12 protein-coding genes and 1 pseudogene are annotated in these 14,290 nt (G+C 69.8%); 3 read left to right on the forward strand and 10 right to left on the reverse strand.

The genetic code is table 11. The features are described from left to right. Window positions 1–37: 37 nt before the first annotated feature. From CAL24_RS17150 to CAL24_RS17165, 4 genes are all read right to left on the reverse strand, one after another. Window positions 38–502 carry a barstar family protein gene (locus CAL24_RS17150; RefSeq protein ID WP_028353107.1) on the reverse strand — a complete coding sequence of 155 codons (465 nt, stop codon included), beginning with the start codon at window positions 500–502 and terminating at the stop codon, window positions 38–40. Beyond that, entirely contained in the window at window positions 499–1,662 is a 1,164-nt protein-coding gene (locus tag CAL24_RS17155; protein WP_094807571.1) for a patatin-like phospholipase family protein, read from the reverse strand. Before CAL24_RS17155 ends, CAL24_RS17150 begins: the two co-directional genes overlap by 4 nt. Before the next feature lie 43 nt (window positions 1,663–1,705). After that, on the reverse strand, window positions 1,706–3,994 hold the full coding sequence (locus tag CAL24_RS17160) for an NADP-dependent malic enzyme (protein ID WP_094807356.1): 2,289 nt from the start codon (window positions 3,992–3,994) through the stop codon (window positions 1,706–1,708). 132 nt (window positions 3,995–4,126) lie between these two features. Beyond that, the gene (locus CAL24_RS17165; RefSeq protein ID WP_094807357.1) at window positions 4,127–4,996 is read right to left on the reverse strand and encodes a hypothetical protein; all 870 of its coding nucleotides are present in this window, start codon (window positions 4,994–4,996) and stop codon (window positions 4,127–4,129) included. Window positions 4,997–5,027: 31 nt separating this feature from the next. Here CAL24_RS17165 and CAL24_RS17170 point away from each other — a divergent pair, with 31 nt between their 5' ends. Then, complete coding sequence (locus CAL24_RS17170; protein ID WP_094807358.1) at window positions 5,028–6,182, forward strand: pyridoxal phosphate-dependent aminotransferase; 1,155 nt, start codon at window positions 5,028–5,030, stop codon at window positions 6,180–6,182. A gap of 25 nt (window positions 6,183–6,207) precedes the next feature. On the opposite strand, the gene CAL24_RS17175 is transcribed toward CAL24_RS17170, so the two are convergent. Beyond that, window positions 6,208–7,044, reverse strand: coding sequence for a lytic transglycosylase domain-containing protein (locus CAL24_RS17175; RefSeq protein WP_028353102.1), 837 nt, complete (start codon window positions 7,042–7,044; stop codon window positions 6,208–6,210). A gap of 81 nt (window positions 7,045–7,125) precedes the next feature. Here CAL24_RS17175 and CAL24_RS17180 point away from each other — a divergent pair, with 81 nt between their 5' ends. Beyond that, the gene (locus tag CAL24_RS17180; protein ID WP_094807359.1) at window positions 7,126–8,670 is read left to right on the forward strand and encodes a UbiD family decarboxylase; all 1,545 of its coding nucleotides are present in this window, start codon (window positions 7,126–7,128) and stop codon (window positions 8,668–8,670) included. A 23-nt stretch (window positions 8,671–8,693) separates the two neighbouring features. Here CAL24_RS17180 and CAL24_RS17185 read toward each other — a convergent pair. The 4 genes and pseudogenes from CAL24_RS17185 to CAL24_RS17200 all read right to left on the reverse strand — a co-directional run. Next, a pseudogene (locus CAL24_RS17185) lies at window positions 8,694–9,044 on the reverse strand (hypothetical protein); the annotation flags it as partial. A 1-nt stretch (window position 9,045) separates the two neighbouring features. Then, window positions 9,046–9,462: a phage holin family protein gene (locus CAL24_RS17190; RefSeq protein WP_028353099.1), complete on the reverse strand. Its 417-nt coding sequence runs from the start codon at window positions 9,460–9,462 to the stop codon at window positions 9,046–9,048. Between the two features lie 40 nt (window positions 9,463–9,502). Further along, entirely contained in the window at window positions 9,503–9,820 is a 318-nt protein-coding gene (locus CAL24_RS17195; RefSeq protein ID WP_028353098.1) for a DUF883 family protein, read from the reverse strand. A gap of 81 nt (window positions 9,821–9,901) precedes the next feature. Continuing rightward, on the reverse strand, window positions 9,902–10,627 hold the full coding sequence (locus CAL24_RS17200) for a hypothetical protein (protein WP_038853108.1): 726 nt from the start codon (window positions 10,625–10,627) through the stop codon (window positions 9,902–9,904). Window positions 10,628–10,837: 210 nt separating this feature from the next. Between CAL24_RS17200 and CAL24_RS17205 the strand changes: the two genes are divergently transcribed. After that, window positions 10,838–11,548: a hypothetical protein gene (locus CAL24_RS17205; RefSeq protein ID WP_249278567.1), complete on the forward strand. Its 711-nt coding sequence runs from the start codon at window positions 10,838–10,840 to the stop codon at window positions 11,546–11,548. 13 nt (window positions 11,549–11,561) lie between these two features. Here the strand turns inward: CAL24_RS17205 and CAL24_RS17210 are convergent, their stop codons facing one another. After that, window positions 11,562–14,285 carry a nitrate reductase gene (locus tag CAL24_RS17210; protein ID WP_094807360.1) on the reverse strand — a complete coding sequence of 908 codons (2,724 nt, stop codon included), beginning with the start codon at window positions 14,283–14,285 and terminating at the stop codon, window positions 11,562–11,564. Window positions 14,286–14,290: the final 5 nt, after the last annotated feature.

Consider the following 14,290-nt stretch of genomic DNA (forward strand, 5'->3'; position numbering starts at 1 on the left):
GCCTGACACCCAAGGGGTGTCGGCACCTCTTGCTGGCTCACCCTTCCCCGTAGGGCGCCGCGGCGACGCCGGGCTCCGGGTCGGGATGCTTGCCGGCGTGCTCGATGACGTAGGTGAAGACCCTGCCGTTGTCGCGCGCGAATTCGGCGGCGTCGGCGCATACGGCTTCGATCTGGGCGGCGTCGGCTTCCAGGGCCGGATCGCCCGAGTGCAGCTTGTACAGCCACAGCACCACGCCGGTTTTCTGGTCCAGCACGGTGTCGCACAGGCAGTCGTACAGGGCGTCCAGGTTGCCGCCGAAGTACTCGGGGAAATCGACCGCCTTGGCAATGGCGCGCAGCACCGCGGAACGGCTGCGCGCCCGGTCGCAGTCGGCCACCATGAGGGCCAGTCCGAGCTGATGCGCGGCCTCAACCACGGCTTCTTTCTGCAAACCGTCATGATCGATCGCGCCCCCGCGGCCCAATTGGCGCTGCAGAGCAGACTGGCCATTCCGCGTCATGCCTGGCCCTCCTTGAAAAAGCCAACCACCTCTTCGATACGCCGCATCGTATCGGCATAACCCAGTTCGATCAATCGTCGCGTGTAAGCGCTTTCAAAGAGCAAATAGGACATCAGCGCACCGCCGCCCGACCGGTCTGGGTCGGACGATACACCGAGTACGCGAAAAAGGGTACGTGCCTCGAGTGGCATTTCTTTCAGGTAATCGAGCGCGAGCAAATCCAGCGACTGGCTGGGGGTCAGCGTCAGCACGTTCACGCGCCGGACACTCAAGCCCGTGGCCGGGTCGCGCGAGGTGTGGTCGACCAGGTCGTTGATGCGTTCCAGGCGCTCGATGTCGGCCGACAGGCCGTCCAGGAAGATGCTCGACAGCACGTGCCCGCCCACCTGCGCCAGCGACGGGTACGGCGGCGCCTTCTCGCGCTTCTCGGGGTGCGTGTCGTCCCGGTAGCCGGTGCCGATCACCAAGACGCGCTCGGCCCCCAGGTGGATGACCGGGCTGATGGGCGCGAGCTGCCGCATCGAGCCGTCGCCGCACCATTCGGTCTGTCCCTGCACATCCACCGCCTGCGCCGGGAATACGAACGGGATGGACGACGAAGCCATCAGGTGCTCGACGCCGATGCGGGCGGGCACCGCGCGCCGCAGCGAACGATGCCACGGCTCGATCTCCCGGTGCGACTGGTAGAAAGTCAGGTGCTCGCCGCTGGTGAAACCCGAGGCGGTGATGGCCAGCGAGGACAGCGCATTGCGCTCCAGGTTGACGCCCAGGCGGTCGAAATCCAGCACGCGCGCCAGCAGGTCGGCCAGCGGCCGGTTGTCCAGCAGCGACTGGGGCCGCTTGCCGGACAGGCCGGAGAACATCCAGCCCAGCGCCAGCAGCCCGAGCCAGCGGACGCCGGTCTTGATCAGGCCGGGCGCGTCGGCGCGGTACACCATGCCGGTTTCGAGCGACTCCCAGAGCCGGCGGATGCGCCGCGCCGCCAGGTGCGGACGGTCGGCCCGGCACGCCAGGGCGGCGGCATTGATGGCGCCCGCCGAGGTGCCGCTGATGATGGGAAAAGGATTACGGAACTCGGGCCGCGACGCGGGGTCGAGGATCTCGAAAATGGCGCCCAGCACGCCGACCTGGTAGGCCGCGCGGGCGCCGCCGCCGGTCAGCACCAGCCCCGTCACCGGTCCGGACGGGGCGGCGGCTGTCCTGTTACCTGGGGACGTTGGCATCGACGACGACCAGGGCGGTCATGTTGACGATGCGGCGGACAGTGGAGCTGGACGTCAGGATATGCACCGGCGCGTTGGCGCCCAGCAGGAACGGGCCGATGGCGACATTGCCGCCGGCCGCCGTCTTCAGCAGGTTGTAGGCGATGTTGCCCGAATCGACATTGGGGCACACCAGTAGGTTGGCTTCGCCCTTGAGCGTCGAGGACGGCAGGATGCGCAGGCGCTGCGCCTCGTCCAGCGCGCAGTCGCCGTGCATTTCGCCGTCCACTTCCAGGTCCGGGGCGACGGCGCGGATCAGCGCCAGGGCCTCGCGCATCTTGGCGCCCGAGGCCGAGCTGCCGGTGCCGAAGTTCGAGCGCGACAGCAGCGCCACCTTGGGCGCCAGGTTCAGGCGCGTCATTTCCTCGGCCGCGGCGATGGTGAACTCGGCGATCTGCTCGGCGGTGGGCTCGTCGTTGACGTGGGTGTCGACCAGCGCCACCGTGCGCTCGTTGAGCAGCAGCACGTTCATCGCGGCATAGACCTTGGCGCCCGGCCGCATGCCGATGACCTGGTCGACGAAACGCAGGTGCTCGGCATACGAGCTGACGGTGCCGCAGATCATGCCGTCGGCGTCGCCCAGGTGCACCATCATGGCGCCGATCAGGGTCAGGCGGCGGCGCATCTCGACGCGCGCCATCTCCTTGGTGATGCCGCGCCGGCACATCATTTCCCAGTAGGTGGTCCAGTAGCGGTGGAAACGCTCGTCGTACTCGGGGTTGGTGACCTCGACGTCCTCGCCCAGCCGCAGGCGCAGGCCGTATTTCTCGATGCGGGCCGCCAGCACCGCCGGGCGGCCCACCAGGATGGGCTTGGCCAGGCCTTCGTCGACCACCACCTGCACGGCGCGCAGCACGCGCTCGTCCTCGCCCTCGGTGAACACCACGCGGGCCTTGCCGCCTTCGCGCACGAAGCTCTTGGCGGCCGAGTACAGCGGCTTCATGAAGGCGCCGGAGTGGTACACGAACTGCTGCAGCTGTTCGACGTAGGCCTCCAGGTCGGACAGCGGACGCGTCGCCACGCCGCCGTCCATCGCCGCCTTGGCCACGGCCGGCGCGATGCGGGTGATCAGGCGCGGATCGAACGGCTTGGGAATCAGGTAGTCGGGGCCGAAGCTGATGTCATACGTGCCATAGGCCGCCGCGACCACCTCGTTCTGCTCTTCCTGGGCCAGCTTGGCGATGGCGTACACCGCCGCCATTTCCATTTCGCGCGTGATGGTGGTGGCGCCCACATCCAGCGCGCCGCGGAAGATATACGGGAAGCACAGGACGTTGTTGACCTGGTTCGGGTAGTCGGAACGCCCGGTGGCCATGACCACGTCGTCGCGCACCGCGTGCGCGTCTTCGGGCAGGATCTCGGGGTTGGGGTTGGCCAGCGCCAGGATGACCGGGCGGGCCGCCATGGCGGCCACCATTTCGGGCTTGAGCACGCCGCCGGCCGACAGGCCCAGGAACACGTCGGCGCCCTGGATCACGTCGGCGAGCTTGCGGTGGTCGGTCTTCTGGGCGAAGCGTTCCTTGTCGGGGTCCATCAGCGCCGTGCGGCCCTGGTACACCACGCCTTCGATGTCGGTGACCCAGATGTTCTCGATGGGCACGCCCAAGTCCACCATCAGGTCCAGGCAGGCCAGCGCCGCGGCGCCCGCGCCGGAGGTCACCACCTTGACCTTGTCGATGTCCTTGCCCACCACTTTCAGGCCATTGATGAAGGCGGCCGAGACGCAGATGGCCGTGCCATGCTGGTCGTCGTGGAACACCGGGATCTTCATGCGCTCGCGCAGCTTGCGCTCGACCGTGAAGCACTCCGGCGCCTTGATGTCTTCAAGGTTGATGCCGCCGAAGGTCGGCTCCAGGCCGGCGATGATCTCGACCAGCTTGTCGGGGTCGGTCTCGTTGATCTCGATGTCGAAGACGTCCAGGCCGGCGAACTTCTTGAACAGCACCGCCTTGCCTTCCATGACCGGCTTGGAGGCCAGCGCGCCGATGTTGCCCAGGCCCAGCACCGCCGTGCCGTTGGTGATCACGCCCACCAGGTTGCCGCGCGCGGTGTAGCGCACCGCGTTGACCGGATCGCTGACGATCTCTTCGCAGGCCGCGGCCACGCCCGGCGAGTAGGCCAGCGCCAGGTCGCGCTGGTTGGACAATTGCTTCGTCGGGGTGACGGAAATTTTGCCGGGGCGGCCGGACTCGTGGTATTCAAGCGCGGCTTTGCGAAAGTTGGCGTCCATAAGGCGGGCTACTCGGGTGGGTACACGGAAAGTGAAGGATTCTAGCTCAGCGCGGCAGCTATCTTACTCCTCGCTTACTTCCATGCCGTGCCACGCCATCGCCGGGCCGGGCGCCCGCGCCGGCGGACGCCGTCAGGGCGCGTACAGGCCCTGCGGGTCGAAGGCGTCCTGCACGCGCATGGCGAGCCGGTGGGCCGCGGCGGCGACGCCAGGCGGCGGCGCCGGCGCGGCCGCCACCGCGCCGGCAGCCTGCCCGGGCGCCAGCAGCGCGCCCTCCACCCAGGCCAGCGTGCCGCCATGCCCCAGCAGCAATTGCGCCAGGTTCACGCCGGCCGGCGGCTCGGGCGCCAGCGCGTCCAGCCGGTAGCGGCACGGCCAGGCGGCATGCGCGCGGCAGGCCGCGGCATCGGCCGAGCCGGCCAGCTGGAACAAGGCGGGCACCAGCCGCTGCACCGCGGCCGAGCGCAACGGCTGCACATCGTCCTGGCCGAACGGGCCGAGCGTCTCGGCGGTGCCGTCCGACAGCAGCAGGTCGATGCCGACCAGGCCGCTGACGGCCGTGCCACCCGGCGGCCAGGCGCCGGCCCCGGCCAGCCAGCCGGCCAGCGTCTGGGCCGGCGGCGCCTGGGCGAACTGCGGCAACCCGGCGGCGGCCAGGTCCGCGGCCCGGCAGCCCGGCTGCGCGCGCCACTGCCCCGCGCGCGGCCCCGGCGCCAATTCCGTGAGCGCCGACGGATCCACTTCCAGCACCGCGCGGCCGGCCGGCGTGCCGGACGCGTCCGTCCCCGCCAGCACCAGCGCCACCCCGTACTCCACGCACAGGGCGCGCGCATGCCGCACATCCTCGGGCCGCGCCGGCCGCAGCCTGGCGCGGCCCGGCGGCGCCGCGTCGAGTTCCTCCAGCGGGCCATGCGCCGCGCGGGCCAGGCGCTGGCGGAACATGTCCCACGGCGTGCGCGGCAGCCGCCGGCCGAACAGGAATGCGCGCCGCGATGACTGCATCTACAATCCCTTTTTCGTTTTGAGAACCATCATGCTGCGCCTCGCATCACGCGCCCACGACTTCCTGACCTTTCACGTCGTCGAACTCTTCAAGCAAGCGCAGGCGCTGCAGGCGGCGGGCCGGGACATCATCAGCCTGGGTATCGGCGAACCGGACTTTACCGCGCCGCCCCAGGTCGTGGAAGCGCTCGAACGCGCCGCCCAGGCCGGCCTTAGCGGCTACAGCGCGCCGGCCGGGCTGGCCGCGCTGCGCGAGGCCATTGCCCAATTCTACGCAAGCGAGTTCGGGGCCGCGGTCGATCCCGCCCGCGTCATCGTCACGGCCGGCGCCTCCGGCGCCCTGTCGCTGGCCTGCTCGGCCATCGTCGAGCCCGGCGCCGAGGTGCTGATGCCCGACCCGTCTTATCCCGCCAACAGCAATTTCATCCTGGCCGCCGGCGGCCGGCCGCGCCTGATTCCCAGCCATGCCGGGCAGCGCTTCCAGCTGTCGGCGCAGGACGTGCGCGACCACTGGACGTCCGCCACGCGCGGGGTGCTGGTGGCCTCGCCTAGCAACCCCACCGGCACCAGCATCGCGCGCGACGAACTGGCGGCGCTGCTGCACGCAGTGCGCGAACGGCAGGGCTTCGCCATCGTGGACGAAATCTACCTCGGCCTGAGCTACGAGGGCCAGCCCCGGTCGGCGCTGACCCTGGACGACGACATCATCGTCATCAACAGCTTCTCGAAGTACTTCCACATGACGGGCTGGCGGCTGGGCTGGATGATCGTGCCCGAGCGGCTGGCCGCGCCCATCGAGAAAATGGCCGCCAGCCTGGCTATCTGCGCGCCGACGCTGGCGCAGCACGCGGCGCTGGCCTGCTTCGCGCCCGATACGCTGAAGATCTTCGAACATCGCCGCGACGCCTTCCGGCAGCGGCGCGACTACCTGCTGCCCGAGTTCGAGCGGCTCGGCCTGCATGTGCCGGTGCGGCCCGACGGCGCCTTCTATATTTACGCCGACATCGCCGCGCTCGGCGCCGACAGCGCCGCGCTGTCGCAGCGGCTGCTGCACGAAGCGGGCGTGGCCGTGGTGCCGGGCCTGGATTTCGGCCCGGCGCACGGCGGCCACACGCTGCGGTTCTCGTACGCCACGGGGCTGGACCGCCTCGAGGAGGCGGTCCAGCGCATGGGGAAAGTGCTCTAGGAAGCGGCGCCCGGCGCCGCGCCGCTTACTCGCGCGCCAGCGCGATGCCGGCGGCCAGCGCCAGGCGGCGGCGTTCGGCCTGCACCTTGGCGCCGTAGCCGCCGTCGCTGGGGCCGGTGGCGCCCACGTAGCAGGCCAGGCCGCCGTCGATCGAGCCGCGCCGTTCGATGCAGTCTTTCAGGATGGTGGTGCCGACGCGGATGTTCGCGATCGGGTCGAGCGGGTTGTTCATGCCGTCGCCCAGCCTGTCGAACTTGTCCTGGTGCACGCGCGTCATGACCTGCATCAGGCCCTGCGCGCCCACCGAGCTCTCGGCGAACGGGTTGTAGCGCGATTCAATGGCGATCACGGCCAGCAACAGCAAGGGGTCGAGCTCTTTTTCGCGCGCGACCTTGTAGACAGTACTGACGAGCACGGACGTCGCGTCATAGGCGACGCGATACTTGCGCGAGATATAGTTGCGCAGTGCCTCGACTTGCGGTCCGGACACGGTGCTGCGCGCCCGCTTCTTGGGCGGGGCGGGCGGCAGGTCGCTGCGCAGCGGCCCCAGGAAACCTGTGGCATTACTGACGGGCGCAGCCGGAATCGCCATGGCTACCGCTGAAGGGGTGTCATAGGCGGGGTCGTAGCCGGGTTCGGCGGATGAACCGGGCGGCACGGATGTAGGCGCTAGGGCGGTCAACAAGGCTTTGTGCACCTGCAAGGCCTGGTCGCGCAAACCAGGCAAGGCGAAGCCCATGCTTACCGTAACGATCACTGCGATGCCCAGATAGGTACAGCAGATACGCAACCACTCGGCAAGATGGTGGTGCACTCCTTGGGCGGTCTGGCGGAACAGGCCGGCCACTGACGCATCGGGCATGGGGACCTCCTGCGTTAAGAGAGGACTGGATGTTAACCTCTGTTCCACCGTAAAAATGTAACGAATTGACCGGGATCTGTAGTGAAATACCGCGACCTTAGAGACTTTTTGCAGCAGTTGGAACTGCGCGGCGACCTCAAGCGCATCGCCGCGCCGGTCTCGACCCGCCTCGAAATGACCGAGATTGCCGACCGGGTGCTGCGCGCCGCGGGCCCCGCCCTGCTGTTCGAGCATGCCACGCATGATGGCGAGCGGGCCGCCATGCCGGTGCTGGCCAATTTGTTCGGCACGCCGCGCCGCGTGGCCTGGGGCATGGGCGCCGACGAGGTCGGCGCATTGCGCGAGACCGGCGAACTGCTGGCCTCTCTGCGCGAACCGGAGGCGCCGCGCGGACTGCGCGACGCGCTGGGCAAGGTGGCCATGCTGAAGTCGGCGCTGTGGGACATGGCTCCCAAGCGCGTGCGCGGGCCGGCCTGCCAGGAAGTCGTCTGGGAGGGCGCCGACGTGGATTTGTCCCGCCTGCCCATCCAGACCTGCTGGCCGGGCGACGTGGCGCCGCTCCTGACCTGGGGCCTGGTGGTCACGCGCGGGCCCAATGCGCGTCGCCAGAACCTCGGCATTTACCGGCAGCAGCCCATCGCGCGCAACAAACTGATCATGCGCTGGCTCTCGCACCGCGGCGGCGCGCTGGATTTCCGCGATCACGCCCGCGCGCACCCCGGCACGCCCTTCCCCGTGGCGGTGGCGCTGGGCGCCGACCCCGCCACCATCCTGGGGGCCGTGACGCCCGTGCCGGACAGCCTGTCCGAATACCAGTTCGCCGGCCTGCTGCGCGGCTCGCGCACCGAAGTCGCGCAGGCGCTGGGCAGCGAGCTGTCGGTGCCGGCGCGCGCCGAGATCGTGCTGGAAGGCCACTTGCTGCCGGCGGGCGATCCGCGCGCCGTCGCGCCCAGCGTGCCCGACGGCGCGCCGCCGCCGCCCGACACGGGCTACGAAATGGCCCTGGAAGGCCCCTACGGCGATCACACCGGCTACTACAACGAGCAGGACTGGTTCCCCGTCTTCACGGTAGACCGCATCACCATGCGGCGCGATCCGATCTATCACTCCACCTACACCGGCAAGCCGCCCGACGAGCCGGCCGTGCTGGGCGTGGCGCTGAACGAGGTATTCGTGCCGCTGCTGCGCCGCCAGTTGCCGGAGATCGTCGACTTCTATCTGCCGCCGGAAGGCTGCAGCTACCGGCTGGCGGTGGTGTCGATCCGCAAGCAGTACGCCGGCCATGCCAAGCGCGTGATGTTCGGCCTGTGGAGCGTGCTGCGCCAGTTCATGTACACCAAGTTCATCGTGGTAGTGGACGAGGACATCGATCCGCGCAACTGGACCGAAGTGGTGTGGGCCATCACCACCCGCATGGACCCGGTGCGCGACACTGTCCTGGTGGAGCGCACGCCGATCGACTACCTGGATTTCGCGTCGCCGGTGTCGGGGCTGGGCGGCAAGATGGGAATGGACGCCACCAACAAGTGGCCGGGCGAGACCGACCGCGAATGGGGCCGCCCCATCGTGATGGACGCGGCGGTCAAGCAGCGGGTGGACCAGATGTGGGGCGACCTGGGGCTGTGATCAGGGGGCCGGCGGGGGGCGCCGGCGTCGCGCGATGAGCGCGAATCGCGCCAGCCCTTGAACACCTGCCAGCCCAGCAGCGCGCCGCCGGCCAGCCGCAGCAGGCGCGAGCGCTTGCCCCGCCCCATGATGAGCGCCGACAGCGTGGAACTGATGAACGGGTAGCGGCGCGCCAGCGAGACGCCCTGCCACAGCAGCCGCGACACGTTGCCCTTGGCCAGGCCGGGCAGCCAGCGCTTGAGCAGGTTGGCCGGCTCGAGCGAGCGGCCGGCCGCGGCGATGTCATGGGCCAGGGATTCGCGTTCCAGCGCGGCGCGAGCGCGCAGCAGCTCGATGCGCACGGCGCGGTCGATGGCGGGCGTGGACTTGGCCATGTCAGCGGGGCTCCCGGAGGTCGTCCTGGGCGTCCTGCTGCGCCTGCGCCACGCGCACGCTGTCGAGCAGGTCGGCATCGCGGCCGAGCTCCTCGAACGTGGCGGAGAACGGCACCGGGCCGGACACCAGCTCGCGCCGCACGGCCAGCAGCAACCCCAGGCCGATGACGGCATACAGCGCCGCCAGCAGGCCCAGCGCCAGGTAGCGGTCCTCGGTGGGCCAGAACGCCACCGCGATGGTGACGCTGAACACCAGCACCGCCAGCGTCAGGAACAGCAGCGCGGCGAATGCCATGCCGAGCAGCTTGACCAGGCGCGCCTTTTCCTCGGCGGCTTCCAAGGCGAACAATTCGAGGCGCGTGCGCAGCAGCCCGACCAGGCTGCCGGCCACGCCGAATACGGATCTGCGCAGGCCCATGGGCAAGAGCGGGCCGGCCGCCAGGGGCCGGCCCCGCGCTTCAGCGGCGGGCGATCAGCAGGCCGAGCAGCAGGCCGGTCACGCCCGCGATGCCGATGGCTTGCCAGGGATTGTCGTGCACGTAGTCGTCGGTGGCGCGCGCCGCCTTGCGGCCGCGTTCGAGCACGGCATCCTGGGCGTCGTAGAGCGCTTCGCGGGTGCGCTTGAGCGAGGCCATGGCGCGGTCGCGCAGTTCGGAGGCTTTCTCGCCCGAACTGGAGGCCGCTTCGCGCAGCAGGTTTTCTGCATCGTTCAGGCTGCTTTTGACGCTGTCGATGAGTTTTTCTTTGGCGACTTCCTCGGATCGTCGGGTGGTCATAAAGGCTCCTGTTGATGTGTCGAAGACGAGATCATCATACCAGCCGGGCAATACAATCGCAGCCCCGCTTGCTACCGGCTGCTACTTGATCTGCGTAATCTCAACGGCGGATTTCACGCCGTTCTGGTCGATGTCCTGGCGCATGACCAGGTTCACAGCCGGGCAATACCAGTCGGTCACGGTGGTGTTCATGCCCGGGATGGGCAGCGTGATGCCCTGGAACGTCGCCATGGTGGGATCGGTATTGCGCGCGTAGCGGATCGGCCAGCACGACTGGCGGCCCAGCGCCGTGTCGAGGGTCTGCCTGGCGCCGATGGATTTCTCGCCGATGCGCACGACGGTGGTGGGCTGGCCGCCCACCGGAGCGTCCTTGCCGATGTTCAACCGGTAGGTGGCGCCAGGCAGGCGCTGGCCTTCGGCGACTTTGCCGTCGTAGGCGAACAGCCCCAGCATGCGCAGGTCGAACTGGCCGCCGTCCTGCGGTTTTTCACCCGCCTTGGCATAGCGCACGAACTCCGCCTTGCCGCCCTTGATGGTCATCAGGTAGTCCAGCTTGGACTTGCCGGCCGGCAGGCCCGCGTAGCTGAAACTGGCGGTGCCCTGGACACGCGCGCGGCAATTGGCCGCGTCCGTCTTGGCGACTTCGGCGAAGGTCAGGTCGGCGCCCAGGCTCAGGTTGCCGGAGCCGGTCAGCTGCACGGCGCCGCCGTTGCGCATGAACTGCGCATCGCACACGCCGGCCAGGGCCGGGGCCGACAGGCTCGCCGCCCCTGCCACGAAGAGATAAGAAAAAAAGCGTGCCGCCACCGGGTGCTCCTGGAAACTCAAAAAAGCCATGCGCTCGGGCATGGCTTTTCGATACTACACCGGTTGGCCGGCAGGCGGCCAACGCGGCCAGCACCTCGGAAACAATGGATACCGATCGGCATGCAAAAGACTGAAATCCATACATTGATAAATTTTTTGTTCTATTTTGTATAGAATTGTGCCCCCGCCATCCTCCTCCTGCGAATTCCCATGTCGTTCTCGTCACGCCGCTTTTCCGCGCCGCTGCGCCGGGCCCTCTGCTGGGCCGCCCTGGCCGGCGCGGCAACCCTGGCCGGCTGCGCAAATGTGCCCAACACGCTTCCGGTTACCTATTCGCCGTCGTCGGTACTCAGCGCCGAGGGCGCGGTCGAGGTGGGCGCCTTCACCTACGAGCCGAACAAGGCCGACGACAATGCGCCGGCTCCCAAGAACGACCGCTATGCCAACGCCGGCCTGTCTTCGTCGCAACAGGCCAGCGGCGGCTCGCCCGGCAGCTACCGGCCGGCCAGGATCGAGCCGAACCAGATCCGCAACACGGCCATGGGCAGCATCCTGCTGGAAAAAGACATCAAGGACCTGGTGCGCGACGCCACCTTCGCCGAACTGCGCTTCATGGGCGTGCAGGTCAACGGCACCGCGCAGCCCGCCCGCCTGAGCGGCGACATCCAGGAATTCCTGATCGACGACCTGGGCTATTCGGTGGACTGGACCCTGCGCATTGCCTACCTGGTAGTCGACAAGGCCAGCGACAAGCAGGTGTACCAGGCCACCAAGGAAATCAAGCGCCGCACCACCAAGTTCGCCAATTTCTTCGGCGCGCTCAACGACACGATCCGCCTGAACATCGAAGAGCTGGTGAAAGATCCCGCCTTCCTGGCGGCCATCAAGCAGCCCCAGCCGGCAGCGAAAACCCAGCCCTGAAGCGCTGCGCGCGTCAGGCGCCTGCTGCGCTTGCCGCATGCGGCGCGGCCAGGCGGCGCACTTCGGGCATGCACGAGCCGCAACCGGAACCGCAGCCCAGGCGCGCCTTCAATTCCTCGGCGCCCAGGCCCCCATCGACGCCGGCCTGGATGGCCTGCTCGGTCACGCCGGCGCAGGCGCATACCGTGCGCGAACGCGGCGACGCCTGGGTGCGCCCCATCAGCAGCAGGGCCAGGCTGGCCGGCGCCTGGCCGCCGTCCGCCCAGGCCAGCAGGCCATCGTTGGCACGCACATCGCCGGCCAGCAGGAAGGCCGCGGGCGCGCCGGCCGACATCCGCACACGCCGCAGGATCCCACGGGCCGGGTCGTCGAAGGCGGCGTCGGGCTGCCCGACGTCCAGGACCTGGGCCAGGGCATCCAGCACATGCGCGGGCGGCGCCGATTCGGCGGCCAGCCGCAGCCGGACGCCCGGCCCGGCCGCGCAGGGCGCCACCACCGCATAATCGAAGCGCCGCAGCCACGGCGCCAGTACGGCGCGCAGGCGCGCGGCGTCGCCGGCCGCCCAGCCCATGGCCTGCCACGGCAGGCGGGCCGGCGCCACGGCCACGGCCGCGTGCTTGAGTTCGGGCTGGCGCGACACCGCGTCGCGGCTGGGATTGGTCAGCGCGTTCACGCCCAGGCCCGCCATGAAGGCGCTGCCCCAGTGCATGGGCAGGAAGGCATGCCCCGGCTTCAGGCTGTCGTCGGGGTGCGCCGGCAGCACGATCGCGCCGCGCCGGGAGCGGATGCGCGCCAGCGCGCCGGGCGCCAGTTTCAGGCGCTCCAGGTCGAGCGGATGCAGCGACAGCCCGGGTTCCTCGACATGGCGCGTCAGCGCCGGGGCCAGGCTAGTGCGCGCCAGGGTGTGCCAATGGTCGCGCAGGCGACCGGTGGTCAGGCGCAGCGGATATTGCGCCGAGACCGCCTCGGCGACCGGCGTATAGCCGGTATCGAAGAAGCGCGCCCGGCCGTCGTCGGTGGCGAAGCGCCCGTCGGCGTACAGGCGCGCCACGGCGGCGCCGGCCCGGTATGGCCATTGCACCGGGCCCTGGCGCTCCAGCAAGGCGTAGTCGACCGCGCTGTAGTCCAGGTCGCGCCCGGCGGTCATGCGCGCATGCTCGGCGAATACGGCGCTCTCGTCCGCGTAGTCGAACAGCGCCGCCTTGCGCGGCGCAATCAACCCGGCCAGCCGGCGCGCCACCGCGGCCGCCAGGCGCCAGTCCGGGCGGGCCTCGCCGGGTGGGGCCACGGCCGCGCGCACGCGGCTGATGCGGCGTTCCGAGTTGGTGACAGTGCCCGACTTCTCGGGCCAGGTGGCGGCCGGCAGCACCAGGTCGGCGTAGGCCAGCGTCTCGGTGCCGGCATAGGCTTCCTGCACGATGACGAACTCGGCCTGCTGCAGCGCGGCGCGCACGCGGGTCTGGTCCGGCAGCGACTGGGCCGGATTGGTGGCGGCGATCCACAACACCTTGATGCGCCCTTCCAGCACCGCGTCGAACATCTCGAGCGCCGGCTTGCCCGGGCTGGCCGGCAGGCTGTCCACGCCCCACAGCGCCGCCACCTCGCGCCGGTGCTGCGGGTCGGCGGGATCGCGATGGCCCGGCAGCAGGGTCGCCATGCCGCCGGCCTCGCGCCCGCCCATGGCGTTGGGCTGGCCGGTCAGCGAAAACGGCCCGGCGCCGGGCCGACCGATCTGCCCGGTGGCCAGGTGCAGGTTGATCAGCGCGCCGTTCTTCGCGGTGCCGCTGCTGGACTGGTTCAGGCCCATCGTATACAGCGACAGGGCGGCGCCGGCCTGGCCGAACCAGCGCGCCGCCTGCACGATGTCGGCCGCCGGCACCCCGCACACATCTTGCGCGGCGCGCGGGGTGAATTCATGCACGCGCGCCTTCAGGGCCGCGAAGCCCGCCGTGTGCGCCGCCAGGAAGGGCTGGTCCACCAGCCCTTCCCAGATCATGACATTGAGCATGGCATGAAACAGCGCCACGTCGGTGCCGGGCAGGATGGGCAGGTGCAGGTCGGCCAGCGCCGCCGTGTCGGTCCGGCGCGGATCGACCACCACGATCTTGAGCCCGGGACGGGCCGCCTTGGCGGCTTCCAGCCGGCGGAACAGCACTGGATGCGCGTACGCCATGTTGGCGCCGGCGATCAGCACCGTATCGGCCAGCTCCAGGTCGTCGTAGCAGGCCGGTGGCGCGTCGGCGCCGAGCGTCAGCTTGTAGCCGGATACCGCGCTGGACATGCACAGGCGCGAATTGGTGTCGATATTGTTGGTGCCCACCAGCGCGCGCGCCAGCTTGTTGAAGACGGCGTAGTCCTCGGTGAGCAGTTGGCCCGACAAGTAGAAGCCGATCGCATCGGGGCCGTGCAGGCCGATGGCGGCGGCGAGCCGGGCGGCGGCCAGGTCGAGCGCATCGGACAACGGTACCGCGACGCGCTCGCGGCCGCGCTCGGCGCGCCACTCCGCGCGCAGCACGCGCGCCGCGTCGCGTCGCACCGTGTCGGCCAGCGCCAGCCCCTTGCTGCACAGGCGGCCGCGGCTGGACGGATGCGCCGGGTCGCCGGCCACCGCCACGACGCGCTGGCCGCGCGCCGTCACGCGCACGCCGCAGCCGGTGCCGCAATAACAGCAGACCGAATCGACGGTGCGCTCGGCCGCGCCGGCGCGCGGATCGACAGGCAAGACGGCGGTGTCCATCGGGC

Origin of the sequence: Bordetella genomosp. 2, from assembly GCF_002261345.1 — a bacterium.
In the GTDB taxonomy this organism is placed as follows: domain Bacteria; phylum Pseudomonadota; class Gammaproteobacteria; order Burkholderiales; family Burkholderiaceae_B; genus Bordetella_A.